This is a genomic window from Acinetobacter sp. ANC 4216, assembly GCF_004331195.1.
In the GTDB taxonomy this organism is placed as follows: Bacteria; Pseudomonadota; Gammaproteobacteria; order Pseudomonadales; family Moraxellaceae; genus Acinetobacter; species Acinetobacter kookii.
This window is the reverse complement of sequence record NZ_SJOC01000002.1, coordinates 220,135-246,586: the sequence shown is the minus strand read 5'-3', so window position 1 is coordinate 246,586 and position 26,452 is coordinate 220,135. Positions and strand designations below refer to the sequence as shown.

The window sequence follows — 26,452 nt, the reverse complement described above, 5'->3', positions numbered from 1 at the left end:
TATTAAAAAAGGCAGTAATTTAAATGCCTATACGGATGAATATATTGCAGAAATCACTCAACGTTTGAATCATCGCCCAAGAAAAAGACTCGGCTTTAAAAGTCCGAGTCAGGTATTATGGCAACAACATGGTGTTGCACTTCAAATGCTAATCTAAGAAATAAAAAAGAGCGCTCCGGCGTTCTTTTTTTATCATTAAGTTAAAAAATTAATGGCGAATGAAACAGTTCGTCGGAATTGTAGGACAATCTCAAAAAGTAATCTTGCATCCCTACTGTGCCTTGCGATACAGTTGTTTTGTGTCTGAAAATGGATTCAATTTGGACATAGAGGTAAAAATAAAATCAGTACAACTTTTTGTCAGCATTTATGATGATTTTGTCATGATTAAATGCAGTTTGTTTACTTGAAATATTTAATAAAAATAATTGTTGTATACTGAATTTTATAACAATCATCGGTGTGACACCGGAAAAGACTATAAAAAATTAAAGGATTAAGAGGATGATAATTTATATTTTGGTCGGAAGTTTACTTCTGTTTGGCGTTCTGCTGAAGGCTTGGAAAAGTCTGGAAGGTAGTGCTAAACAGCAAGATAGTGCTTTAAAACAAAGAGCTATTTTTAATATTAGTGAACAGATAACTTTTACACGTCTCAAAGAAATATTGCCGCACAGCACAGTGTTGACGCATGTTTCATTTGATGCCTTGTTGACGACCAAATACAGCCGTACCCGCCATAAATATCGTAACATGGTGGCAGATTTTGTGATTTTAGATGAACATCATCAGGTTTCTGCCATTATTGCACTGGATGATCCGATGGCTTTAAGGCATCCGCAAAATGCCCAATATCAGGATGCGCTGTTGGCGATGGCTGGATATCGGGTGATTCGCTATGAAGATGTACCGGAATATTTTCAGTTAAGACAAGATTTTTTAATTGAAAACCCTGCTGATTTTCAGCTGGATGAGTTAACAGAAGCTACAATAAAAAAGTATGAGTTTTATCCAGATTTGGGACGAAAGAAAATCCGAATGTTAGGTTAAATCAGCATAAGCATGAATGACTGTTCATGCTTATTTTTTTGCTTTTAATTTGATGCACGCACAGCAGTGACGGTCATTTCCACCAAAACATCAGGGGCATACAGCTTGGCTTCGACACAGGTGCGAGGCAGGGCTTCAATATCAGCGACCCAGGCATCCCAGATTTCATTCATCGCTGCGTAGTCATTTTCAATATCTTTTAAATAAATGGTCACCGACATAATCTGACTCTTGTCTGTACCGGCATCTGCCAGCAAGCGATCAATAATTTCCAGTGTTTGCCGGGTTTGACCTTTAATGTCTAGCGTTGTATCCGCAGCCAATTGACCCGCCAGATGGACCAGGTTGCCTGAAATGGCAATTTCAGAAAAGCGCTTTTCAACGTGCAGACGTTGTACTGTCATAATAAGAGTCCTTTATTTTCGGCATAGTTGCTAAGCGCTATAGTGTGGGCACATAGCCTGCAGCCTAGTAGATGGCAATATCATAATGCCATGCGCCTTTAGCGTAAATCATTTATCGGGGCAGCCATGATGGAGCTGAAACTGTCACGGAAGATATTTTTAAAATTAACAGGGAGGAAAATCAGAACATACCGGAGCAAATCAGACGGATTTACAGCAGCATTGATAAAATGATTCAGTGCAGTATGAAAATATGCTGTTTTTTGAGAGTGTATAAAAAATGCAGAAGAGATGTGATGGAGAGTCCATGCGGTTCAACAGAGTTGCCCTGTAACATTCGGATTTGATCGTCACGCCAATCACAGGACAGCATGCTAAAAGTAAAGGTGATTTTTAGCATCTCGGCGTTTACATGGATAAATGTATCGCGCCCATAGAGTACCGCAAAAATCATGTTTGTGTATGATTAATTGGTCTAATTTCATTCTTTTGATTGAAAAACGTGCAAATACTACCAGAGTGAAAGCTGTGACTGATCCTGCTGCTCCGAAAGCTGGTACAGCCCAACGCCAATCAGGCGAAACTGATAACTTTCCGGAATATGCATTTCAGTGATTAGCTGTTGTAGTACCTGTTCCAGTTGTTGCCGATTTTGTAAAGGCTGTTTGAAACTTTTGCTGTGTTGCAAGACCTGAAAATTTTTTAACTTGAGTTTGGCTGAAACCCCGCGTGCACAGAGTTGCTTTCTCTCCAAACTGCTCCAGACCTGATCAATCAGTCGAGGCCAAGCATTCTGGCATTGGATTAAGGTCAGGTCATCATCAAAGGTGGTTTCCTTGGAAATTTGCTGGCGTTCACGTTCAACTTGTACAGGCCGTTCATCAATCCCCTGGGCATAGAGAAAAAGTCGTTTGCCATATTTGCCAAAATGCTGAACCAATACATTTTGCTCAATTTTTTGTAAATCTCCCAGCGTTTGCAATTGCAGCCGCTTGAGCTTTTCTTGCATCACTTTTCCTACACCGGGAATTTTCTTTAGCGGTAAATCCTGAATAAAATTCTGCACCTGGGATGGCCTAATGACACAAATGCCATCCGGTTTGTTCCAGTCCGAAGCAATTTTGGCTAAAAATTTATTGGGTGCGACCCCGGCAGAGGCAGTTAAACCGGTAACTTTGAAAATATCTTCCCGTATACGCATGGCCACTTCTGTGGCACTCGGAATATTTTTCAGATTTTCTGTGACATCCAGATAGGCTTCATCTAAAGACAAGGGTTCAATCAGCGGAGTATAACCTTGAAATACCTGATGAATTTGTGCAGAAATAGCACGATATTTTTCAAAATCGGGTTCAATGATGACCACGTGGGGACAAAGCTTTCGGCCTTGTGCCATCGACATGGCAGAGCGCAAGCCGAACTCGCGCGCAGGGTAGGACGCTGCACAAATGACTGCCCGTGGATGATGTGAAGACACGACCACCGGCAAATGTTGTAACTCCGGCCGGTCTTTGAGTTCTACGGATGCAAAAAAGGCATCCATATCGATGTGAATGATTTTTCTCATGCAGTCCCAAACTCTGCCTGTACGTGCTGGGCTTCAGTATCTCATCTTCACCGATCAGATTGTAGAGCAGGATCAAGTGGATACGACACAGGTTGACTAAGTAAAACCAGCCGGGTGCGTTGTTGTTCGGCTGCCCGAATCAGTATTTTTAAACTTTGTTCAGTATTGTCTGCCAGGTACGGTAAAAATTCCAAAGGCTGGTCAATTGGCTGGAAAAAGTTATCCCAATGAAGCGGTACCACGACTTTAGGTTGTAAGGTTCTCAGGGTTTGATCCAGATAGTTTTGCTGAAATTGTTCCGATTGGCGTGACAGCTGGGCAATGCCTAAAAATAAAGTATCCACTTTTAAATTTTTCAGTTGATCCGGTACAGCACCCGTACTGGCTTTGACTAAAATGCGCTGACCTGAATGTTCAATCAGATAGTCAAAACTATGGCCTTCTTTAAATGCCGAGAAATGGGCAGGAAGTTGCAGCGGCTGGGTAATTTCTTCACCCAGGTCATTATTCACGGCAGTAGGTGGGGTATGTTGTGACGGAATGGCGGTGACTCTGAACTGGCCAAACATCATAGGTCTTAAAGGCTGCACCAGGAGCAATTGCCGTTCTGAAACCTGTCCGCCCCGGGCGATATTTAAAGTGCTGCGTGAACCGATAATTTTACTGTTTGGCAACTGTTTCCCGAATTCGGCAATATCCAGCGCATGGTCATAATGTGAATGGGTCACGAAAATGGCTTGGGTGCGCTGTAACTGCTGCTGTTGCATGATATGTTGAATGACTTGAGGCTGACTTTGAATTTTGGTGAACAGTACCTGTGCAATGGAAGGACGGCTAAAGAAACCGTCAATCAGCACTTGGGTTTTGCCATCATCAAAAAGCAGGGTGGAAACGCCAAAGAATTTGACCTGAAGCGTTGCAGGTGCAGCCGCTTTTTCAGAGGCTTGATATTGCCATTTTTGAAAATTCGACATCTGACCTGAAGGTTGCAGGAGTAAAACGACAGCAGCCACCCCAACGAGTATGCTGATGCCTACTGCCACGCGCCAAAATCCTTTTTGATTTGCCATAAATTTCCCATTTTTATGCAGTTTTATTTTTTATTGTGGTTACAGGTGGACTTATCCTGTTATTTTTGGGGTAAATTTTCAACTTTTTTAAGTGGATAGATTCCATTGCGTTCTAAAAAGCGTGTCCAGTCATCCTCATCCCCATTAAACACGTTTAAGTCGACCGCTTTGTTAATACCCTTGATGGTACCCTGATTGGTATGCTGCCAGAACAGCCATTTTGGCTTGCCTTTTAAATCGGGCTTGCCGTGATATTCACGGACCCAGAGCGGTGTTTTTGAAAACTCTCCCGCCAGAACAATGTTATAGAATGACTTGGAAATATAGAAAATCGGTTGCTTGCCATAGTGCTGATACAGCCGATCATGCATGACCTGAATTTCTTTCAGCAGTTGTTCCCGGGTATAGGTGTTGATGCAGTTACTGTCATATTCCAGATCAATCACCGGGGGCAAGGCATCGGCTTTATTCGGTACGGTTTCAATAAAATTTTGCGCCTGAATTTCGCCATCCCGGCATAAACGGTAAAAATGATAGGCACCGACCAGCAAGCCATGTTCACGTGCCTGTAACCAGTAGTCCTGAAATTTTCGGTCTTTAAAATCGCCGCCTTCCGTGGCTTTCAGATAGATAAATTGATAACGCTGCGGGGAAATCTGCTGCCACTGAATGTCACCCTGATGATGTGAAACATCAAAACCTTTGACCGGATATTCCTGTGCTGAAGCAGGATTATGATGCAAGACAAAAACATACAATACGATTGCAGCGCAAATCAGTCCCAAGCCCATGCAAGAGGCGTAGAGCTTTTTATGACTGTTTTTGGCGAATCGTTTTTTAGGCATAGATAATTTAGGCATGATTTATCAAATACATGATAACGCGATCTGAACATTCAGACCACGCTGTTTCTGATAGCGTATGATTATATCTGGGTATGACGTGGAATTTGCCAGAAAATGGCTGCGGTAATCAGGTTAATGCAGCCGAGGAAAATTAAGGTGCTGTGAAAAGCCGTCACGATCTGCTCGCTACCGAAATAGGCGCTAAAGACATTGACCAAGGTTCCGGCTAATGCCACGCCAATACTCATCGAGACCATCATGATCATGGATAAAAAGCTGTTGCCACTGCTGGCATCCTGCTGGGGTAAATCTTTGAGCGTCAGGGTATTCATGGAAACAAACTGCAAAGAATTCAGCATGCCGAAGACAAAGAAATGTAAGGCTCTTAACCAGATCGGCGTATCCGCCGTGGTAAGGGCAAAACTGGCAATACATGCGCCGACCAATAAGGTATTGACCAGCAATACCTGACGATAACCAAAGCGTTGAATAATCTGGCGGATAATCGGCTTGGAGGCGAGCGAACCGAGCACGGTCGGAATCATCAACAGGCCGGTAATAAACGGTTCAAAGCCAAAGGCGACCTGCAACATCAGGGGGAGCAGGAAAGGCATGGCATTGCCGCCCAGGCGGGCGAAGAAATTCCCTATAATGCCAATGGCATAAATTTTATTGCTGAATAATGTGCTCCGGAACAGCGCGTTGTGATGCGTATGTGCATGAATGGCATAGATAATCGCTGCCAATACACCCGCAAGCACCAGACCCATACTCCACCATAACGATTGATGAGGGCTGGCAAAATTTTCAATGCCCAGTGAAAGACCCACCATGGCAATCACCAGCAAAATAAAACCTGAAAAATCAAATGGCTTGACGCCAGGCTCGGTCACGTTGGGCATGGCTTTAAAGGTGATGAGAACCCCTAAAAGCCCCATCGGAATATTAATTAAAAAAATCCAGTGCCATGTTGCCACTTCGACCATCCATCCGCCCAGTGTCGGGCCAATCAGGGGACCCATCAGGCCGGCCAGGCTCATCAAGCTCATGGCAGATAAAAACTGGGTACGCGGAATGACTTTGAGCATTGCCAGCCGGCCTACAGGAAGTAACAAGGCACCGCCAATGCCCTGAATTACCCGATAAAAGAGCAGCTGGTTTAAACTGCTGGACAGTCCGCAGCCCAGTGAGGCAAGAGTAAAAATAATGATGGCGGCAAAGTAGGTATTGCGCACGCCAAAACGGTCGGCCAGCCAGCCGCTTAAGGGAATACAGGCTGCTACCGACAGCACATAGGCTACCACCACGCTATGCATCTGCAGCGGATCTTCAGCCAGATTGGCTGCCATGGCCGGAATTGCGGTATTGACAATGGTGGTGTCCAAACCTTGCATAAAAAAACCGATTGATACCAACAGAACCAGCAGTCGGAATTCAGGTTGCAGGGCTTGATGCGAAGGGGTGGCGTTCATAACAATATTAAAGCGATTTTTTACAGAGTTTAAAGCAATCCGTTCAAGAGGGTGTAAGAAAAAGTTGTGCTATTCATAGCCAGGAAGATGAATTGGTCCAGAAATGGGAGGGGTGTTCATGCACAAGATCAGCGTTATAAAAAAGTTGAAAGTTAAATCAAATAAAAACTCGATCAGAGCAAATTCAGTATTCGCAGCTTGATACAGGGCTTCGGGATTAATGTTTACAGCTGCTCAATTGAACTTTAAAAAAAGCGAGCCGTAAGCTCACTTTTTGTATTCGGACATCGGTTTAAATGGCAAAGTGCTTTGGTGCATCCAGATTTTTAATGGCATTGATAATCTGATCGGCATGATTGCAGATAATCAGTTTAGCGCGATGCTGCGGCGGTAAAAAGCCTTCACTGACGGCATGATCGAGCTGGTTAATCAAGGCATCATAAAAGCCATTCACGTTATAGAGCATCATGGGTTTCTGGTGCTGATTTAACTGCCCCCAGGTGGCAATTTCCAGGATTTCTTCAAACGTGCCCAAGCCGCCGGGCAAAGCGACAAAAGCACTGGCACGCTCAGCCATCATGGCCTTGCGTTCATGCATGCTTTGTACAATGTGTAATTCGGTCAGCTGGTGATGTGCAATTTCATAATCCAGCATAAATTCAGGGATCACACCGACCGTTTCACCGCCACGCTGTCTGACGGCATCTGCCACTTGCCCCATGAGGCCTATACTTGCGCCGCCATAGACCATGCCGAAACCCAGGTCCGCCAGTGCCTGAGCCAAAGCCACGGCTTTTTCCTGATAAATCGGTTTATTGCCTGAACGTGAACCACAGTAGAGTGCAATTAAAGGTTGAGTTGTTTTGGGAGTAGGATTGTTATGTTTGGGAGTCATTTTTAATACACTGTTCATCATTATATTTTTACCATAGCATTTTATTTTTTCAGTCTCTAGCTTAATGGTTAAATATGACAGGTCGTGATCAGCCTTATACTGACTTTGCAAAGATTTGTTGATATTGGGTGAGCGAAAAACAGCCCGGTACGCAAAAAGGGATGAATTTCTACTTCATCTTGCTATACTAAAAATCTGTTTTCCAATAAATGAATTAACATGAGTAGTGGTTGTCCTCGCTCTGAACACTTCAATGCTTCCGTAAAAAATACAAAGAATGCTGTTCATCGCATATTCAGCGATTTTAATATGAACCTTCAAAAATCAGTCCTTCATCATCCTGCACAGGAGAACATCCAATGATCTTTGAATGGATGTCAGATCCATCGGCATGGATTGGACTGGCAACTTTAGTGGTTTTAGAAATTGTACTGGGTATCGACAACCTGGTTTTTATTGCCATTCTGGCAGAAAAACTGCCTCCGGAACAGCGTAATGCAGGCCGTATCGTCGGCTTGGTTTTGGCCTTGTGTATGCGGTTGGTTTTACTGGCCTCCATTGCCTGGGTGGTGACCTTGACCCAGCCACTATTCCACGTTCTGGACCATCCTTTTTCCGGCCGTGACCTGATTTTGCTGTTTGGTGGCGTATTCCTGTTATTTAAAGGCACCATGGAACTGCATGAGCGCATAGAAGGCGCCCAACCGCAGAAAGAAGAAAACCCGGTGCATGCAGCGTTCTGGATGGTGATCGTCCAGATTGTGGTACTGGATGCCGTATTCTCTCTGGATAGCGTGATTACCGCAGTCGGCATGGTCAAAGACCTGTCGGTGATGATGATTGCAGTGGTGATTGCAGTCGGGATCATGCTGTGGGCATCCAAACCGCTGATGACCTTTGTCAACAGACATCCGACCGTGGTGATTCTGTGCCTCGGCTTCCTGATGATGATTGGTTTCTCTCTCATTGTAGAAGGCTTCGGTTTCCATATTCCTAAAGGCTATCTATACGCCGCGATTGGTTTCTCGGTGATTGTCGAATTTATCAACCAGACCATGCGCCGTAACCAGGAGCGGATGGTGACCACGACAGACCTGCGTTACCGCACCGCTTCTGCCGTCATGCGCATGCTGGGGGGGAAAAGCGAATCGCAAAACAATGAAGCCGAAGATGTGCTGGCGACCCGTGCCTTTGCCGATGAGGTTTTTGATGAAGACAACGGGGTTTACCATAGTGTGCTGGTGCAAGGCGTGCTTGGACTGTCGGAGCGGCCAGTCAAATCGGTGATGACACCGCGTCCGGAACTGGAATGGATTGATCTGGATGAAGACGAAGCCTCCATTAAAGAGCAGTTATTAAGCACGACCCATTCGCGTTTAATTGTGGCGCATGGTGAGCTGGATAATATTGCCGGTGTGGTACTGACCCATAAAGTCATGAACGAATATATCGAAACCGGAAAACTGAATTTTGAAGGCCATTTACGCGAGCCAGTCATCATGCATGAAAATGCCCAGGTATTGATGGTGATGGAGCAATTGCGTCAGGCACCGCTGCAAATGGCGATTGTACTGAATGAATACGGTTCGATTGAAGGGATTGCCACTCCGATTGATGTGCTAGAAGCCATTGCCGGTGAATTCCCGGATGAAGATGAATTTGAAACTGCAGCAGAAAGTCTGGAAGATGGAACTTTAATCCTGGAAGGTTCTACCGATATTCGTCATGTTTCCTTACTGTTAAACCGTGATCTGGTGGATGAGTCCGAACAGTATTCGACCTTGTCCGGTTATATCCTGTTCCATCTAGGACGTCTGCCGGAAAGCGGCGAGAAACTGGAAGCCGACGAACACATTTTTGAAGTGGTGACGATGAATGGCCATAAAATTGATAAGGTCCATATTATCCCGCTCAATCAAAATGAACCTGAAAGTTAATTTCATCCTGCACAGATGATCTTTCAACCCCGAGATTGAATTAAAATAGCCCGCAGAGTCGGGCTATTTTATTGGAAAAAATTGATGTCAGAAGAAAAGTGTCCATGTGGTGCAGGGGAGTATGCCCGCTGTTGCCAGCCCTTGCATTTGGGGCAGCTCAAAGCACAAAGTGCAGAACAATTGATGCGTTCGCGTTATAGTGCCTTTGCCCGGCATGAAATTGACTATATTGTGAAAACCACAGCCTTAGGCCAGCAACAGGCGCTGGATGTGGCGGCAATTCGTGACTGGAGCAAGGCCAATCAGTGGCTCAAGCTGGAAGTCGTTCAGGCCCGGGAAAAACTGGACAAGAACCATGCCCAGGTCGAATTCAAGGCCCATTATCACGATGGCAATCAGGCGCAGGTCCATCATGAAGTTTCACATTTTGTGAAGCATGCAGATGCCTGGTATTTCCTTGATCCGACCACAAACATGCAAATCACCATGAAACAGCCGTGTATTTGCGGTTCAGGGAAAAAATTTAAGCAATGTTGTGCGCAATTTTTGTAATTTTCACCTGAATTTGCCTTAGAATAGCGCGCATCGATAACCCTCAGTGGAAGCAGGGCAATGTTGCTATTGGTCATTTATATTATTGCGATTACGGCTGAAGCCATGACAGGAGCACTGTCGGCAGGTCGGCGTAGTATGGATTGGTTTGGGGTAACGCTGATTGCCTGCGTGACTGCGCTGGGCGGTGGTTCGGTCCGGGATGTATTGCTTGGGCATTATCCGCTGACCTGGGTCAAGCATCCGGAATATCTGGTGCTGACCTGTTGTGCTGCCTTTGTCACCATCCTGATTGCCAAATGGATGCGCCATTTACGTTCCATCTTCCTGATTCTTGATGCCCTGGGTTTAATCGGTTTTACCATCATTGGCTGTCAGATTGCCCTGGAGATGGGGCATGGTTTTGTGGTTTCCGCCGTCGCTGGCGTCCTGACCGGCGTTTCCGGCGGTATTCTGCGCGATATTCTGTGTAACGATGTGCCATTGGTGTTCCGCCGTGAACTGTATGCCAGTATTTCCTTTGTTTCCGTAATTTGTTACTGGGTTTGTCAGGAAATTGGCTTCTCGCTGGAAATCACGGTCATTTCGACCTTGATCTTCGGTTTCTCTTTGCGCTGCATCGCTATTTATTTTGGTCTGGAAATGCCGAAATTTATCTATAAAGATGACGACGACCAGTCTGCATCTTCCAAAGATGCTTCCTAGAATATTGCCTTAATATGATGAATGACCGACGAAATGAGCGGTCATCATCTGCAAATTGGCGTATAAAAATTAATACAACAATAAATCCTGTTGGGAAAGCAGCATGCATTCTTTCACCAAATCAGAGCTCTTGTTATGGATTTAGTCTCACGTATACAACGTTTACCGATTGGTAAGTTTCACTATACCTTGCTATGGGTGATTGGTCTGGGCTGGATGTTTGATGCCATGGATACCGGATTAATTTCCTTTATTCTGGCCAAAATGGCCGAAGACTGGGCCATGACGCCGGATGATAAAAGCTGGGTGGTTTCCATTGGTTTTATTGGAATGGCGATTGGGGCGGTGTGTTCAGGCGGTCTTGCGGATCGCTGGGGACGTAAAACAGTCTTTGCTTCCACTCTGGTCATTTATAGCCTGGCAACTGCGGCTTGTGCCTTTGCGCCGAACCTGACCTGGCTGCTGGTGTTCCGTTTTATTGTGGGGCTTGGATTGGGTGGTCAGCTACCTGTGGCCGTAACGCTGGTGAGTGAATATATTCCAGCCCATGTCCGCGGACGCTTTATTGTATTGTTGGAAAGTTTTTGGGGTTTGGGCTGGCTGGTTGCGGCTCTGGTTTCACGTTTTGTGATTCCCGATTTTGGCTGGCATGCTGCTTTCCTGATAGGGGGTATTCCTGCACTGTATGCCATCGTGATCTGGAAAATGGTACCTGAATCCGTTCCCTATTTAATTAACCGGGGTCGACATAAAGAAGCGCATGCCTTGGTGAAAAAAATTGAAGCGCAATGTGGCGTGGAAGTCATTGAAATTTTTGAAGTCAAACCAGTGGCTGAAAAGCATGATATTAGCTTCGCTCAACTCTGGTCCGGCATTTTTGCACGCCGTACCCTCATGCTGTGGTTAATCTGGTTTGGTATCGTATTTTCTTATTATGGCATTTTCACCTGGCTACCAAGTTTACTGGTCAAAGAAGGCTATACCATCGTGCAGTCTTTTGAGTATGTGCTGGTAATGATTCTGGCCCAGTTGCCGGGTTATATTGCTGCAGCATGGCTGGTGGAAAAACTCGGACGCAAGGCAACCCTGGCCGGTTTCATTGCCATGTGTGCGGTGTCGGCCTATTTCTTTGGCCAGTCCGACAATGTGACCCAGATTGTGCTGTGGGGCTGTTTGATGTCCTTCTTTAACCTGGGCGCCTGGGGCGTGTTATACACCTATACCCCAGAACAGTATCCTGCCAATATCCGTGCTTTCGGTTCAGGCTGGGCCGGTGCAATTGGCCGTATTGGCGGTATTCTGGCTCCTTTCGCCGTGACGCATATGATGGTCATGGAGCAAGGTTTCAGCTATGTCTTTATGATGTTTACCGCCGTTTTAATTGCCGTGGCGCTGATCATTCTGCTGCTGGGTGAAGAAACCAAAGGTAAGACCTTAGAGTCGATTGGCTTATAAAATTGCTTGTTTTTTAGTTGATTGGTTATTATAAAATGGATATTTTTAGTCCATAAGACACAATTTGTCGCAGAGTGTGGGTTACTGCCCTTGTGTAGTCCGCAGCTGCGACATAGCATAACAACGTAGATACAAAAACGAATTATTTAGGATTTCACGCTTTTATGACCAGCCTTGTGCATCATGCGACAGAAAATCGTTCCGTAGCCGAATTTACTGAACAAGCTTACCTTAACTATGCCATGTACGTGATTATGGACCGTGCATTGCCGCATATCAGTGACGGTTTAAAACCGGTACAGCGCCGTATTGTCTATGCCATGAGTGAACTGGGCTTAAAGCATAGCGGCAAGCCGAAAAAATCTGCCCGTACCGTCGGTGATGTACTGGGTAAGTACCATCCGCATGGTGATTCTGCCTGTTATGAAGCCATGGTGCTGATGGCACAGCCATTCAGTTACCGTTATCCTTTTATTGAAGGTCAAGGCAACTGGGGTTCGCCGGATGACCCGAAATCCTTTGCGGCAATGCGTTATACCGAAGCCAAACTGTCGCAATACAGCGAAGTGCTGTTGTCTGAACTGGGGCAGGGTACCTGTGACTGGCAGGACAACTTTGATGGTTCCCTGAAAGAGCCAGTGAACTTGCCTGCGCGTGTGCCCAATATTTTATTGAACGGCACCACCGGGATTGCCGTGGGGATGGCTACCGACATTCCACCGCATAACCTGCGTGAAGTGGTGAAAGGCACCATTGCCCTGATTCGCAATCCGAACCTGTCCGATGAAAAAGTGGCGGAATATATTCCAGCCCCAGATTTGCCGACCAAAGCCGAAATTATTACTGCCCCTGAAGAACTGCTTAAAGTACAGACCACAGGACGTGGCAGTTACCGTATGCGTGCGGTGTATAAGATTGAAAAAAATGAAATCGTGATTACCGACCTGCCGTATCAGGTGTCGGGTTCCAAGGTCATTACCCAGATTGCCGATCAGATGCAGGCAAAAAAACTGCCTTTGGTCAGTGACTTGCGGGACGAATCGGATCATCAGAATCCAACCCGTCTGGTGATCGTGCTGCGTTCCAACCGCATTGATGCCGAAGCAGTGATGAGCCATTTATTTGCGACGACCGATCTGGAATCCAGCTATCGCGTCAACATGAACATGATTGGTGCTGATGGCCGTCCACAAGTGAAATCGATTCGCCGCATTTTGCTGGAATGGATTGAAATCCGTAAAACCACAGTGACGCGCCGTCTGCAATACCATTTAAATAAAATTGAAAAACGCCTGCACATTCTCGCGGGTCTGATCATTGCCTATTTAAATATTGATGAAGTGATTCGCATTATTCGTGAAGAAGATCAGCCGAAACCGGTGCTGATGTCCCATTTCAATATTGACGAAATTCAGGCCGAAGCCATTTTAGAACTCAAGTTACGTCATTTGGCCAGACTTGAAGAAATGGAAATGCGCCGTGAACAGGAAGAGCTGGAAGCGCGTGCTGCCATTATCCGCGAGCAGCTGGCCAATCCTGAATCTTTAAAAGCATTGATCATTAATGAGCTGAAAGAAGATGCGAAAAAATTCGGTGATGACCGCCGTTCACCAATCGTGCGTCGTGCCGAGGCACTTGCCATTAATGAACAGGACATGTTGCCGGCCGATCCTGTAACGGTCGTGTTGTCTGAAGCAGGCTGGATCCGTTCTGCCAAAGGTCATGAGGTCGATGCCGAAAACCTGAATTTCCGTGCCGGTGACCAATATTTAAGTCATGCCCAAGGTAAATCCAATCAGAAAGTCTATGTGCTGGACGAAACCGGTCGCAGTTATGCACTGGCCATTAACACGCTGCCATCGGCACGGGGTTTGGGTGAACCTTTAAGTTCCAAACTTTCTCCGGCCAGCGGGGTGGGGTTCCTTCAGGTGTTTATTGCCGAGGATGAAGCTGAAATTCTGGCCTTAAGTTCCAAAGGCTATGGTTTTAAAACCCAGGCGAAACAACTGGATACCAATGCCAAGGCAGGTAAATCCTTTCTGACTGTGCCTGACGATAGCAAAGCGATGCCACTGCAAGCAGTAGAACAGGCGACTCATGTGGCCTTACTCAGTTCAGCCGGCCGAATGCTGGTGGTCGATTTGTCAGAATTGCCAAGCCTGAGTAAGGGTAAAGGTAACAAATTGATACAACTCGAGGCAAAAGATCAAATCGTATCCATGACAATGTTAAATTTAGATGAAATAATTCAAGTGGTTGCTGGACAGCAACAATTAAAACTAAAAGGTGATGATCTTCAAAAATATATTGGTAAGCGAGGCACTAAAGGTCAACTCTTACCACGAGGATATCAAAAAGCAAATAAACTGTTCATTCAAAGATAAAACTAGCATCCCCAATACGAAATAGGCTATATATGGTGTAATTCGTGCAAATGGATGCTTTGTTGAACAATACAAAAGGAAAAAACCAGGTTCAGCAAAGAAAAAAACAGTTTAAAAACTAAGGATTAAGATTGGAGTGATAGGCATTATGGAAAAGATTTGGTTCGCTGAATACCAGAAGACCGGGATTCCGGAAACTGTAGAATTACCAGCTGAAAATACCTCATTGGTTGATGTATTTGAGCGCAATTTCCAGAAATTTGGCTCACGTGACGCCTTTATTTTTATGGATAAAGTTCTCACTTTTAGTGAGTTGGAAGAAGCAAGCCGTAAATTTGCGACTTATCTGCAAAGTTTAGGTTTGGCAAAAGGTACACGTGTGGCGGTGATGATGCCAAACGTCCTTCAATATCCTGTTGTCGCATTGGGGATTTTCCGTGCAGGTCTAGTCCTTGTAAACGTGAACCCGCTTTATACTTCTCGTGAACTTGAGCATCAGTTAAATGACTCCGGTTCTGAAGTGCTGGTGATTATTGAAAACTTTGCCTCTGTTTACCAGGCGATTATTGGTAAAACTCCTGTGAAGCACGTGGTTGTTGCCTCTGTGGGCGACATGCTGGGTGCCTTAAAAGGTACATTAGTGAATTTTGTGTTGCGTTCAGTACGCAAGCAAATTCCAGCCTGGAATATTCCAGGACATATCCGTTTTAACGCGGCAATGTCTAAAGTGAATCCAAGCAACTATAAACGTCCTAATCTTACACTGAGTGATACAGCCGTACTTCAATATACCGGCGGTACCACGGGTGTTTCGAAAGGTGCTGAACTGACGCATCGCAATCTGGTTGCGAACATGTTGCAGTGTGACGGTATTTTCCAAAGTAAATTTGGTGCTCAAGATGGGCAACCGGATGACCGTATTTTCTGTGCCTTGCCGCTTTATCACATCTTTGCATTCATGGTATGTGCGTTGTACGGCATGTATAAAGGTCAGGCGAACGTGCTTATTCCAAACCCGCGTGACTTGCCAGCAGTAATGAAAGAACTGCGTAAATACCAGCCGTCATTCTTCCCGGCAGTAAACACCCTGTTTAATGCCTTGGTAAATAATGAAGAATTCAAACAGCTTGACCATAGCAAACTGAAAATGGCGATGGGCGGTGGTATGGCGGTATTGCCTTCTACTGCTGAAGCATGGAAGAAAGTTACCGGTACGAATATTATTGAAGGTTACGGTTTATCTGAAACTTCACCTGTTGCAACAGCCAATCCACCGCAATCCACTGAATTTAGCGGTACCATTGGTATTCCATTACCGTTGACTGAAGTGGCTATTTTGGATGATGACGGCAATGAAGTGCCGCTTGGCGAACAGGGTGAAATCTCTATTCGTGGTCCACAAGTCATGAAAGGTTACTGGAACCGTCCAGATGAAACTGAAAAAGTGATGATCAACGGTTTCTTCCGTACCGGTGATATCGGTATCATGGATGCTCGCGGCTATATCAAGATTGTCGATCGTAAAAAAGACATGATCTTGGTGTCTGGCTTTAACGTTTATCCTTCAGAAATTGAAGAAGTAATTTCTAAGCACCCTAAAGTGCTGGAAGTTGCTGCGATTGGTGTACCTGACGAAAAATCAGGTGAAGTGCCTAAACTGTTTGTAGTGAAAAAAGAGCCGTCACTCACCACAGAAGAAGTACTTGCTTTCGCTAAAGAAAACTTAACCGGCTACAAACGCCCACGTTATGTTGAGTTTATAGATGAATTGCCAAAGTCCAACGTGGGTAAAATCTTGCGTAAAGACTTGCGTAAAACTGCATAAATACTGCAATAAAAAAGCGCCGTGATCGGCGCTTTTTTATTTGGGCTTTAATCTTTCAACATCCATCGATCAATATAGGGACGTGCTATACCCGTAATCCATAGAAAGGTCGTGATGCTACCGAATTGATAAACGTATCGCTTTAAATCAAATGCACCAAAACTATATAAATTATCAAGCAAGCAGTAGAACGCAACGACGGTAGTCCATATCCACAGGGCCTGACGTTTAATTCCCACCATCCAAAGCGCGAGAATTGAAATAACAATGGTGAAAATAAGGGAAAGCCGATTGAAATTGGCGCACATGACCGAAAGTAAAAATCCGACAATCGGCAATACGACTTTGAGTATCCGATCCACTTTAGGTTGATGCTGGCGCTGCTTTTCAAGTACATCAAACATTTTCTCTTGATCAGGATTAACCATCATGGATCCTTATTGCTCATTTATAAAAACACTATAATTTACAAAAAATATTGCGAAAACACCATGCTATGATAGGCAGCATAAAATCTTAATGAGAAAAATGAGATGCAAAGCATTAGCGGAATAATTTATCTCATCTTAATCGCATGTTTATTGCCTTACGTTTTTACCGCAATTGCAAAAAAAGCAGCAGGTTTTAAAGCACGAGATAACCAGAACCCGCGTGAATTTCTGGCTAGAACCACAGGTTTGGCCGCACGTGCCAATGCGGTACAACAAAACAGTTTTGAAAGTTTACCCTTATTTATTGCCTCGATTTTAATGGCAGAATATATGGTGGTTTCTCAAAACCTGATCATGACCTTTGGTATGGCCTATATTTTACTCCGTATTTTCTACGGCATCTGCTATTTAGCCAATTGGGCCACTTTGCGTTCCATTATCTGGACCTTGTCCTTGCTTTGTCCGATTTTCCTGCTGCTGCTGGTGATTAAATTAACCACCTGAGCCTGAAAATGTGCAAATACATATTTTCATCCAGCAGATGTATAATCGAAAAGTTATTTAATACGCAAAAACCGTTATAATCGTTGCGGTTTAAAAAAGATTTAACTTGTTAAAGAGTGATGCTATGAGCTACAGCAATATCCCAGCGGGTAAAGATGCACCAAACGACATCTATGTAATTATTGAAATTCCTGCAAATGCAGCACCAATCAAATACGAAATCGACAAAGATTCTGATGCATTATTTGTAGACCGCTTTATGGGTACTGCAATGTTCTACCCGGCAAACTACGGTTATGTGCCAAACACCTTGTCTCTTGATGGCGATCCATTAGACGTATTGGTTGTGACTCCACACCCGGTTGAACCAGGTTCAGTGATTCGTTGCCGTCCTGTGGGCAAATTGAACATGGAAGATGACGGTGGTGTTGATGCGAAACTGGTTGCAGTTCCACACGACAAATTAACGCCAATCTATAAAGACGTTCAGGAATATACCGATCTTCCTCCGCTTTTGATCAGCCAAATCGAACACTTCTTCCAACACTACAAAGACTTAGAGCCAGGAAAATGGGTGAAGTTAAGTGGTTGGGAAGGTGCTGACGTTGCAAAACAAGAAGTGCTTAGCTCAATTGCAGCTTATGCAGAAGCAAACAAATAATTGTTTGTTTCGAATTTAGCCTGAAAGGCTTACACAAAAAAACCTGCACATTGTGCAGGTTTTTTATTTCCCTTAAATAAAGCTGTGGAATTAGAATAATTTCACAGGAATATCCAGGAAAATACGCCATTCATTGGTGTCACCAATGTAAGCACTGTCATACACATCGTTGGCACGATAGATTGAGTTACGTACACGCAAGCTGGCATCTTTGGCAAAACCGCTTTGAACAGTGTATTTCACTTGGTTAAAGAATTCATTTTCTTTACCTTCGCCTGTTTTACCAGCAACATTGATGTCCCAACCATAGACATAAGCAGTAGTCCAGGTTAAGCCCGGAACCTTCATTGCGCCAAAGTCATAGGTATATTGAACTTGTGCTGATTTCTCATGGTTGCCGACGAAGTCAGACAAGTAAGAGTTTGGCAAGTAAATACTTTGGTAGCCGTCAGCATTTTGGCCGTAATCATAACCAGTGTTGCCAGTATTTTGTTGGTAAGCCAACATGACATTGTGTGGACCAGTATTATAAGTGCCTGAAATTGCCCAAATATTGTTGCTTCGACCGGAAACATCTTTATTGCCAATTGTTGAAGAATAAGTAGCGGCTTGTTCATCAAACTCAGTGTGATAACCGCTGAAGTCATAAGTGAGTGAGCTGTCGTTAGCCAAGGCTTGTTTATAGTTGGCATTTACGTAATGACGCTCTAATTTATTTTTGCTATCTAAGCCATAGTACGATGCATTTAAAGCATCATTAAATTTGTATTTTGCGCCCCAAACTACTGCACGGTCTAAGTTTTCACCATCAGTGTTGATTTGATCTGAATACTGGTTTTTAGTGAATTTACCCGCAATAACTTCCAAATTTTCAATTTCGTGGCTTGTTGCAAGCACACCGGTGAAATATTCAGGAACCATACGGCCTGTATTACTTGCAAGAACAGGGATATCTAATACTTGAGTACCGTACTCAACAGTTGTATTTGAAATACGTGCTTTGACACTTGCACCACCACGAGCCCAATGATCATAAGCATCACCATTTGGATTTTCTGCAGTCGGTGCATGCTTAGGAATCATGCCATTATTCGCATTTTTGTTTTCGCCCAGTTTAAATGAAGCATCACCAACCACATTTACACCAAAACCTACCACACCTTGGGTAAAACCAGACTCGAGTTTGACGATAGCAGATTGTGCAGCAGAACTTTGATCTTTAACACCAGGTGCTTTCTTGTCACGATTGATATAACCGGTACGGAAAAGTACAGAGCCTTCAGCATCCTCAACAAAGCCTTTAGACTCGCTTTGCTCGCTTGCATATGCTGTTGAGATTAATGCAGCCTGAATTAAAACTGCTAAAGTAAGTTTTTGTGATTTTTGCATTGGGAGAGAGCCTTATACAAAATGGGAGAAGGAAATGAAAGGAATTGTATACATAATGTATCGCAAAAAAATCATTTTTTAATACATTTTATTTAACTAAAGTTAAATATTTTTTAATGTGATTTTATACCTTTTAGTCAATAAAAATATTAAAGGTTTGCTATTTTTAAAAATTATTTTATAAAACAATAATATATTTAAAGTATAAATAATTTGTCGTGTAATTCTGATCACTAATAGCGAGTCGAAATTCCCTATTTAAGGGTAAATTTATGAAATTTTTCTGCTTTAAACTTTAGTCTAATATTGATTCGAGAGGCTGAATGATTGATTTTCGGTAGAAGGCGAGAGGAAAAGCCTTAAACTTTAAAAAGTTTCATATTTGTGTAAAAGTCATCTCATTTTTTTGAAAATACACTCGATTTTAATTCAATATTAGGTGGTTTTATTGGTTTTTAGTAGCAGAGAAGTAAGAAGATAATGATTTAAAGAAATTAACCAAAAAGTATAAAAGTTTTTAGAATTCACAGCTGAATTTATCATTAAACAAGAATCTCAAGCAGGTTTTATAAGAAGATGTAATGCTGAAAATTTCACACAAAATTGCGTTATTTTTATGTCGTGTATAGCACGACACTGAACCAGGATTGGAGCTATAAAGTTCAAGCTGCCGTTTATAACGATCAAAATGGCGGTACGGTATGATGAAAATGACGATAAACCTAAAACCACCGCATTTGATGTACTGGGCAAACTGGCTTATAAGGATTTAACGTTAAGCACGGCAGTGATGCTGATGGAGGCTTCTTTAGGTCATGCTGCAGATAGGTATTTAACAGCAGCTTATCGTTATGCTTTACCGCAAAATTTTATGTTAAACACTTCGGTTGGTGCGTCTATTGATAAGAGCAGCCATGATGACAGCAGGATTGAAACGAAAAGTGATGGGGCTTTCAAGGAAGTGCGTATCGGTTTAAGTAAAGAAATAGCCAATACTGGAGCGACTGCTTCTGTAGATTATGGGATGGGAGGCAAGGACCATTTTGATACAGATTTTGACCATCAGGGGTTTGGGCTTTAATTTTCAATTTATAACTTCCTGACAGGTTGAAATAATTGAAAGTGTACAGTTTGCCTTAAAATTGTGCACTTTTTTTATGCATAATTAAAAAAACAGGTGAAAAAATAGCCTTAAAAAGAGGCGTGATGTAAGCAAATATGAATTTTATAGGATGGTCGAGTCAAGCTCATATCAGTCCTATGTGGTTAGCATTCTTGGCTGTTCCGCAGATATTGGAAATTTATCTTTATAAATAAAAAAATAATAAAAACAATTATTTATAATTATATATTTTTTTACGACTGTCTTTTTAAAGGCTGGAATCTGTTTTTGGCACAGCTATTGCTAACACTGATATGAGTCTAACGAAATAACCAAACATAGCATCGTGCTACGATGTAGGGGGAATCCAAGAATGAAATTTACTTTTAAAGCATTATCTTTAGCTGTAGTTGCAACAGCGTCTAGCTTCACTTTTGCAGATGAAACACCAGCATCACCATTCGGCTTATCTGTAAGTGGCACTGCAGCAATAACCTCGGACTACCGTTATCGTGGTATGACGCAAACCTTTAATGATCCAGCCGTACAAGCAGGTTTTGTATTGTCACATGACTCAGGTGTATATGCGGGTGTGTGGGGTTCAAATGTTGATTTTGGCGGTACAGCACACATTGAGCTAGACCCTTACATCGGTTTTGCAACGACTTTAGATAGCTTTGCCAATAAACCGTTACTGGATGTAGGTTTGTGGTATTACGCCTATCCAAGTGAAAGTGACTTAAACTGGTTGGAATTATACGGTAAATTGACCTTCAATGACGTGTTGACAGAAGGTGCAAGTCTATTAACAGCAGTGAACTATACCAATGATTTCCTGGGCTTAGACACGGATGCATGGTACCTGAATGCAACGTATTCTGTACCTTTTGCTGCTGGCTTTGGCGGTGTTGCTGCACTGGGTTATACGCTGGCGGATGAAAATTATTTTGGCAGTGAGGACAGCTATTTTGACTGGAAAGCTGGGGTAACCTATTCATTCGCTTCCGTTGAGGGACTAACTGCCGAATTGGCTGCGATTGGTACGGATATTGATCCTGAAAATCGTGGCGTAGAGACAGGGGCGGTCTTTACCTTAACCAAAGCATTTTAATTTAAAATGATTAAAAAACCTCCAAAGCTGTACTTTGGAGGTTTTTTTATGGAGATGATTGAGGGGGCTGACATTTCATTGCTTACACTAACCCCAAGGCCATGCTTTATTTTGCTCATGGGGCAGAAAATGCAGCATGATAGCTCACATGACCTTGAGGGATATCCTCATCAAAAGACAAAGCCTGAAAGTATTCGGCCGGAACATTGTCTAAAATCAGATCAGGTACAACTTTAAAGCCAAATTCAGAATAAAAATCCGGATCACCTAAAACTACACAGCCTTTGGCTGCATGAGTTTTTAATTGAACCAAAGCCGACTGGATGAGTGCTGAACCGATTCCTTGCAGTTGCCATTCCGGCAAAACAGCGACAGGCCCCAAGCCATACCAGCCTTGCACCCCGGAAGAAATCTGTACCGGTGAAATAGCCACATGTCCGACAATCTGCTGATTTAAAACAGCCACCAAAGAAATGGTCAGAGCATTGGCCTTGCGCAGTGCGGCGACAATGAGTTGTTCGTTATGACTGGAATAGGGCTGCTTTTTAAAGGCCTGTTCAATCACCTGGGCAATTGCCGCATGATCAGCAGGATGTTCACTACGAATCAGTAAATTATGCATTTGGGATTAGCCCTGTTGTGCCCGATAGGACAACGCTTCGGTTAAATGCTGGCTTTGAATCGCGGCATGTTGCGATAAATCGGCAATGCTTCTCGCAACGCGTAATACCCGATGATAAGCCCGGGCAGACAGGTTGAGGCGTTGCTGTGCTGTTTCCATAATTTTCTGTGCCTGTGCATCGAGACAGGCAAACTGCTCCAGCTGTTGGGGCGTTAAAGCATGATTCAGGCATTGTTGCCGTTGCATCTGCTGTTCATAGGCCTGAATCACCCGTTGCCGCACTGTCTGTGAATTTTCGACCGGTGATGTATCTTGCAATTCATGTGCTTGCAAAGGAGGCACATCAATATGCAGGTCAATCCGGTCCAGGAGTGGACCTGAAATGCGATTTTGATAACGCTTAATCGCATCGCTGGAACACTGACAGCGTATGTCCTGATTAAAGGCATAACCACAAGGGCAGGGATTCATTGCAGCAATCAGTTGAAAGTTTGCCGGAAAGGTAATTTGCCTGGAGGCACGTGAGATCACAATTTCTTTAGATTCCAGCGGTTGTCTTAATACTTCCAGAACCTTGCGATCAAATTCAGGCAGCTCATCTAAAAACAATACGCCCAAATGCGCCAGGGTAATTTCACCGGGTTTGGGATGTGAACCGCCACCGACCAAGGCAATTGCGGAAGCGGTATGATGCGGTGCACGAAAAGGGCGCTGCCCAAAGGGATGTGAACTGTTGGCAACCGAGTAAATACTGGCAACTTCCAGATTCTCCTGCATGTCCAGAGGCGGTAAAATACTGGCCAGCCGTGAAGCCAGCAGGGTTTTTCCGGTTCCTGGAGGTCCCTTAAACAATAAAGAATGGCCGCCCGCTGCAGCAATTTCCAAGGCTCGCCGTGGACGGAGCTGACCTTTGACATCGGCTAAATCAAATTTGTATTGGTCAATAGGGCTGGTGGTATTGGCCTGATATTGTGGAAGCGGATGCTGGCTGGATAAATGTTCACAGACATCTTTCAGATGATGGGCAGCAAACACTTCAAAACCGGGCAGTTGCGAGGCATCTTGGGCATTCTGCTGTGGCAAAATCAGTTGATGTCCAGACTGCTGGCAGGCAATGGCAATGCTTAAAATACCGCTGATGGGACGAAGTTGACCATCCAGGGCCAACTCACCAATAAATTCCAGCTGATCTGTCACATTTTCAGGGAGTTGCCCTGACGCAATAAGAATTCCCAAAGCAATCGGCAAATCCAGTCGTGAGCCATCTTTGGGTAAATCTGCAGGCGCCAGATTGATGGTGAGACGTTTGGTGGGAAACTGGAAACCACTATTAATAATGGCAGAACGTACCCGGTCTTTACTTTCACGAACTGCTGCTTCAGGTAGCCCGACAATGGTTAAAGAGGGTAAACCCTGACTGACATGAACTTCCACCTCAATTAAAGGCGCATGAAGTCCAAGCAGACCTCGTGTATAGATTTTCGCAAAAGACATTTATTATTGTTCCATTGTAGTGCGTTATTTTTAATCGTTTTTGGTCTTTTTGTGCACTAGAAAAGTGCTTATTTATTGTTCTTGATTTTAATTTCTAAAGTTTCAACTTGTTTAAGCAGTTCATTCAAACGTAAATTGGCATTATTGAGTGCAGTACGTTGACGTTCAATTTCATCTTTGGAAACCAGATCCATCTTGCTGACGGCTTCATTCAGTAAGGCCCGTAAATTATGTTCGACATCTTTTTTCGGTTGATCAAGTTGTTCCATTATGGCTTGTAATAAGGTTTCAATCATTGCAGTGTCCATATAAGGCTGGAGAAGTGGCGCTAGTGTAACATCGCTCCTACCCCGACCATAGCCCCACTCGACCGGATATAGCTTTATCCGATGTGTAAAATCGTTAATTTTATAGTAAAAATGTCTAGTTTTTAAAACTCGGACTACATCTAAAAGTATAAAATAGGTTATAAAGAAAACTCGTGTCAAAGTTTCTATTCCCCCAACCTTAGAATTTTTGGCACGAAATTTGAACATAAAACCTTACTGGTGAAAGAAGCCGAAGGAAAACAAACATGAAGCTCGTAACTGCAATTGTAAAACCCTTTAAATTGGATGACGTGCGTGAAGCACTCTCTGACATTGGTGTTCAAGGGATCACCGTAACTGAAGTCAAAGGCTTTGGTCGTCAAAAAGGTCACACTGAACTTTACCGTGGTGCAGAATATGTTGTTGATTTTTTGCCTAAAGTAAAAATTGAAATTGCGATTAGCGATGAAATGGTGGATTCAGTCATTGAATCGATTACGCGTGTGGCAAGCACAGGTAAAATTGGTGACGGTAAAATTTTCGTTACTAATTTAGAACAAGTCATCCGTATCCGTACCGGTGAAACAGGTGCAGATGCTGTTTAATTTGGCATGAAGTTTGCTGAGTAGCTAATAACTCAAAAAAACTAGGTTGGGGGATACGAATGAAAAAAATGCTCATTGCGCTGAGTTTATCTGGCGCACTTTTAGGTGGTTCTGTTGCATGGGCTGAAGAAGCGCTAACAGCAGCATCCACTCCTTCTGAAAATGTAGTAGTCACTGAAACTACTGATCCATCTTTAACAACAAATTCCGAATTAGCTGCAGCCCCTGCTCCAGCTGAACCAGCAGCACCTGCCGAAGAAGAACCAAAATTAGATACAGGTGACACGTCATGGATTTTAGTGTCTACAGCTCTGGTTTTATTGATGACCATTCCGGGACTCGCATTATTTTACGGCGGTATGGTTCGTAAGAAAAACGTACTGGGCACCATGGCACATAGCTTTGTTGCGGCAGCCGTTGTCAGTATTACCTGGGTGGTGATTGGTTATACCCTGGCCTTTGGCAGTGGCAATGCTTTTATTGGTAACCTGGATAAAATCATGCTATCCGGCATTACCACAGATGCCTTAACCGGAACGATTCCAGAAATTCTGTTTGTCATTTTCCAAATGACATTTGCCATCATTACTGTAGCCATTATTACAGGTTCGATTGCAGAACGTATGAAATTTGGAGCTTTCGTTGCCTTCATTACCATTTGGAGCATCGTGGTTTACGCGCCAATTACCCACTGGGTATGGGGCGGCGGCTGGTTAGCGAATGATGGCGCACTCGACTTTGCTGGTGGTACGGTGGTTCATATCAACTCGGGTGTTGCAGGTCTGGTTGCTGCTTACATGCTGGGTAAACGTATGGGCCTGGGCCGTGAATCGATGGCTCCGCATAACCTGACTTTAACCGTAATTGGTGCAAGCCTGGTATGGGTCGGCTGGTTTGGTTTCAATGGCGGTTCTGCACTCGGCGCAAACGGTTCAGCAGGTTATGCATTGATCGTAACCCAAGTTGCAGCAGCGGCAGCAGCCATTGCCTGGTTGATCACTGAAAAAGTGATTCGTGGTAAAGCTTCTGTATTGGGTGGCGCATCTGGCGCAGTTGCAGGTTTGGTGGTCATTACGCCGGCAGCAGGTTTCGTGACTGTAGGCGGTGCATTGGCGATGGGTTTGATCGGTGGTGTGGTGTGCTTCTGGGGTATTACAGCGCTTAAACGTGCACTGAAAGCGGATGACTCTCTGGATGCCTTTGGTCTGCATGGTGTAGGTGGTATTGTCGGTGCAATCCTGACTGCGGTATTTGCCAGTGAATTCATTATGGGCGATAAAGTACCGACAGATATGATGCATCAATTATGGGTACAACTTGAAGGTGTATTGGCAACTATTGCTTACTCTGCAGTATTGACCTTCATCATTCTGAAAGTGATTGATCTGGTGATGGGTATCCGTGTGGCGAATGATGACGAACGTATGGGTCTTGACCTGAGTCAACATGGCGAACGTGTAGAATAAGATAAAAACTCATAATCAATATATTGTGTAAAACAGCCCGTCAGGGCTGTTTTTTTTCCATATCTTGCGTAAGCCTCTACAAAGGGCAGAATTTTTGCTACACTCTAAATCCGATTTGATTTGTTCAATTAAACCGCTATGCATTGTCCATTTTGCAACGCCGCAGATAGTAAAGTGATTGATTCGCGTTTGGCTGCCGAAGGTTGCCAGATTCGTCGACGTCGTGAATGTATCAGCTGCGGAGAACGTTTTACCACCTTTGAAACTTATGAAGTGGTCATGCCCCGGGTGATCAAATCCGATGGCAAGAGTGAACCGTTCGACGAAGCAAAAATGCGCCGTTCCCTGATGCATGCCTTGCAAAAACGTCCGGTGACCCAGGAACAGATCGAAACCGTCCTCAGTGATATCCAGTTACAGATTCGCCGTTTAGGTGAGCGGGATGTCAAATCACGTACCATTGGTGAAATTGTCATGCAGGCTTTATTTGCCTTAGACCATGTCGCTTACGTCCGTTTTGCCTCGGTTTACCAGGATTTTCAGGATGTTGAAGCCTTCCGTCGTCAAATTGAACAGATGCAACAGCGCGAACACTAAG

The 26,452-nt window shown here is 44.0% G+C and carries 25 protein-coding genes and 1 pseudogene; 15 read left to right on the top strand and 11 right to left on the bottom strand.

Annotated elements, in window-relative coordinates; genetic code table 11:
• Both E0H88_RS16310 and E0H88_RS02640 read left to right on the top strand, forming a co-directional pair.
• A pseudogene (locus E0H88_RS16310) lies at positions 1-157 on the top strand (IS30 family transposase); the annotation flags it as partial.
• A 347-nt stretch (positions 158-504) separates the two neighbouring features.
• Positions 505-1,050, top strand: coding sequence for a DUF2726 domain-containing protein (locus E0H88_RS02640; protein WP_092819236.1), 546 nt, complete (start codon positions 505-507; stop codon positions 1,048-1,050).
• A gap of 44 nt (positions 1,051-1,094) precedes the next feature.
• On the opposite strand, the gene E0H88_RS02635 is transcribed toward E0H88_RS02640, so the two are convergent.
• The 6 genes from E0H88_RS02635 to E0H88_RS02610 all read right to left on the bottom strand — a co-directional run bounded on the left by E0H88_RS02635 (position 1,095) and on the right by E0H88_RS02610 (position 7,321).
• Positions 1,095-1,454, bottom strand: coding sequence for a RidA family protein (locus E0H88_RS02635; protein ID WP_092819235.1), 360 nt, complete (start codon positions 1,452-1,454; stop codon positions 1,095-1,097).
• Between the two features lie 511 nt (positions 1,455-1,965).
• Positions 1,966-3,021 (bottom strand): DNA polymerase IV, encoded by a 1,056-nt coding sequence (gene dinB / locus E0H88_RS02630; protein WP_131273004.1) that lies wholly within the window; start codon positions 3,019-3,021, stop codon positions 1,966-1,968.
• A 47-nt stretch (positions 3,022-3,068) separates the two neighbouring features.
• A complete protein-coding gene (locus tag E0H88_RS02625; protein ID WP_131273003.1) occupies positions 3,069-4,091 on the bottom strand; it encodes an MBL fold metallo-hydrolase in 1,023 nt (340 codons plus the stop codon).
• Between the two features lie 59 nt (positions 4,092-4,150).
• The gene (locus E0H88_RS02620) at positions 4,151-4,951 is read right to left on the bottom strand and encodes a glycoside hydrolase family 25 protein (RefSeq protein ID WP_454495060.1); all 801 of its coding nucleotides are present in this window, start codon (positions 4,949-4,951) and stop codon (positions 4,151-4,153) included.
• 65 nt (positions 4,952-5,016) lie between these two features.
• Positions 5,017-6,408, bottom strand: coding sequence for a multidrug transporter subunit MdtD (gene mdtD, locus E0H88_RS02615; protein ID WP_092819231.1), 1,392 nt, complete (start codon positions 6,406-6,408; stop codon positions 5,017-5,019).
• A gap of 292 nt (positions 6,409-6,700) precedes the next feature.
• On the bottom strand, positions 6,701-7,321 hold the full coding sequence (locus E0H88_RS02610; RefSeq protein WP_092819252.1) for an LOG family protein: 621 nt from the start codon (positions 7,319-7,321) through the stop codon (positions 6,701-6,703).
• A gap of 341 nt (positions 7,322-7,662) precedes the next feature.
• On the opposite strand from E0H88_RS02610, the gene E0H88_RS02605 reads away from it, so the two are divergent.
• The 6 genes from E0H88_RS02605 (at position 7,663) to E0H88_RS02580 (ending at position 16,161) form a co-directional block, all read left to right on the top strand.
• Positions 7,663-9,240, top strand: a complete 1,578-nt coding sequence (locus E0H88_RS02605) for a TerC family protein (RefSeq protein WP_131273002.1) — start codon at positions 7,663-7,665, stop codon at positions 9,238-9,240.
• Positions 9,241-9,324: 84 nt separating this feature from the next.
• Positions 9,325-9,792, top strand: a complete 468-nt coding sequence (locus E0H88_RS02600) for a YchJ family protein (protein WP_092819229.1) — start codon at positions 9,325-9,327, stop codon at positions 9,790-9,792.
• 60 nt (positions 9,793-9,852) lie between these two features.
• A complete protein-coding gene (locus E0H88_RS02595; RefSeq protein ID WP_092819228.1) occupies positions 9,853-10,497 on the top strand; it encodes a trimeric intracellular cation channel family protein in 645 nt (214 codons plus the stop codon).
• Positions 10,498-10,632: 135 nt separating this feature from the next.
• Positions 10,633-11,952, top strand: coding sequence for a niacin transporter NiaP (niaP, locus tag E0H88_RS02590; RefSeq protein WP_131273001.1), 1,320 nt, complete (start codon positions 10,633-10,635; stop codon positions 11,950-11,952).
• Positions 11,953-12,116: 164 nt separating this feature from the next.
• Entirely contained in the window at positions 12,117-14,336 is a 2,220-nt protein-coding gene (gene parC / locus E0H88_RS02585; protein ID WP_131273000.1) for a DNA topoisomerase IV subunit A, read from the top strand.
• A 148-nt stretch (positions 14,337-14,484) separates the two neighbouring features.
• The gene (locus E0H88_RS02580) at positions 14,485-16,161 is read left to right on the top strand and encodes an AMP-binding protein (RefSeq protein ID WP_131272999.1); all 1,677 of its coding nucleotides are present in this window, start codon (positions 14,485-14,487) and stop codon (positions 16,159-16,161) included.
• A gap of 47 nt (positions 16,162-16,208) precedes the next feature.
• Here the strand turns inward: E0H88_RS02580 and E0H88_RS02575 are convergent, their stop codons facing one another.
• Entirely contained in the window at positions 16,209-16,589 is a 381-nt protein-coding gene (locus E0H88_RS02575) for a hypothetical protein (RefSeq protein WP_131272998.1), read from the bottom strand.
• Positions 16,590-16,694: 105 nt separating this feature from the next.
• Between E0H88_RS02575 and E0H88_RS02570 the strand changes: the two genes are divergently transcribed.
• Together E0H88_RS02570 and ppa are read left to right on the top strand one after the other, a co-directional pair.
• Complete coding sequence (locus E0H88_RS02570) at positions 16,695-17,096, top strand: MAPEG family protein (protein ID WP_092819223.1); 402 nt, start codon at positions 16,695-16,697, stop codon at positions 17,094-17,096.
• A gap of 124 nt (positions 17,097-17,220) precedes the next feature.
• On the top strand, positions 17,221-17,757 hold the full coding sequence (gene ppa, locus E0H88_RS02565; protein ID WP_005233448.1) for an inorganic diphosphatase: 537 nt from the start codon (positions 17,221-17,223) through the stop codon (positions 17,755-17,757).
• Between the two features lie 90 nt (positions 17,758-17,847).
• On the opposite strand, the gene E0H88_RS02560 is transcribed toward ppa, so the two are convergent.
• Positions 17,848-19,146, bottom strand: a complete 1,299-nt coding sequence (locus E0H88_RS02560; protein WP_092819222.1) for an OprD family outer membrane porin — start codon at positions 19,144-19,146, stop codon at positions 17,848-17,850.
• 688 nt (positions 19,147-19,834) lie between these two features.
• On the opposite strand from E0H88_RS02560, the gene E0H88_RS02555 reads away from it, so the two are divergent.
• Both E0H88_RS02555 and E0H88_RS02550 read left to right on the top strand, forming a co-directional pair.
• The gene (locus E0H88_RS02555; RefSeq protein ID WP_252151970.1) at positions 19,835-20,227 is read left to right on the top strand and encodes a hypothetical protein; all 393 of its coding nucleotides are present in this window, start codon (positions 19,835-19,837) and stop codon (positions 20,225-20,227) included.
• Positions 20,228-20,621: 394 nt separating this feature from the next.
• A complete protein-coding gene (locus tag E0H88_RS02550; protein WP_092819221.1) occupies positions 20,622-21,359 on the top strand; it encodes a TorF family putative porin in 738 nt (245 codons plus the stop codon).
• Positions 21,360-21,474: 115 nt separating this feature from the next.
• On the opposite strand, the gene E0H88_RS02545 is transcribed toward E0H88_RS02550, so the two are convergent.
• The 3 genes from E0H88_RS02545 to E0H88_RS02535 all read right to left on the bottom strand — a co-directional run bounded on the left by E0H88_RS02545 (position 21,475) and on the right by E0H88_RS02535 (position 23,771).
• Positions 21,475-21,981 (bottom strand): GNAT family N-acetyltransferase, encoded by a 507-nt coding sequence (locus E0H88_RS02545; protein WP_131272997.1) that lies wholly within the window; start codon positions 21,979-21,981, stop codon positions 21,475-21,477.
• A 6-nt stretch (positions 21,982-21,987) separates the two neighbouring features.
• Complete coding sequence (locus E0H88_RS02540) at positions 21,988-23,475, bottom strand: YifB family Mg chelatase-like AAA ATPase (protein WP_131272996.1); 1,488 nt, start codon at positions 23,473-23,475, stop codon at positions 21,988-21,990.
• A 68-nt stretch (positions 23,476-23,543) separates the two neighbouring features.
• Entirely contained in the window at positions 23,544-23,771 is a 228-nt protein-coding gene (locus tag E0H88_RS02535) for an accessory factor UbiK family protein (protein ID WP_131272995.1), read from the bottom strand.
• 278 nt (positions 23,772-24,049) lie between these two features.
• Between E0H88_RS02535 and glnK the strand changes: the two genes are divergently transcribed.
• From glnK to nrdR, 3 genes are all read left to right on the top strand, one after another.
• Positions 24,050-24,388 carry a P-II family nitrogen regulator gene (glnK, locus tag E0H88_RS02530; protein WP_086174160.1) on the top strand — a complete coding sequence of 113 codons (339 nt, stop codon included), beginning with the start codon at positions 24,050-24,052 and terminating at the stop codon, positions 24,386-24,388.
• A 59-nt stretch (positions 24,389-24,447) separates the two neighbouring features.
• Positions 24,448-25,854, top strand: a complete 1,407-nt coding sequence (locus E0H88_RS02525) for an ammonium transporter (RefSeq protein WP_131272994.1) — start codon at positions 24,448-24,450, stop codon at positions 25,852-25,854.
• Positions 25,855-25,992: 138 nt separating this feature from the next.
• Positions 25,993-26,451 (top strand): transcriptional regulator NrdR, encoded by a 459-nt coding sequence (nrdR, locus tag E0H88_RS02520; RefSeq protein ID WP_086174158.1) that lies wholly within the window; start codon positions 25,993-25,995, stop codon positions 26,449-26,451.
• Position 26,452 lies beyond the last annotated feature (1 nt).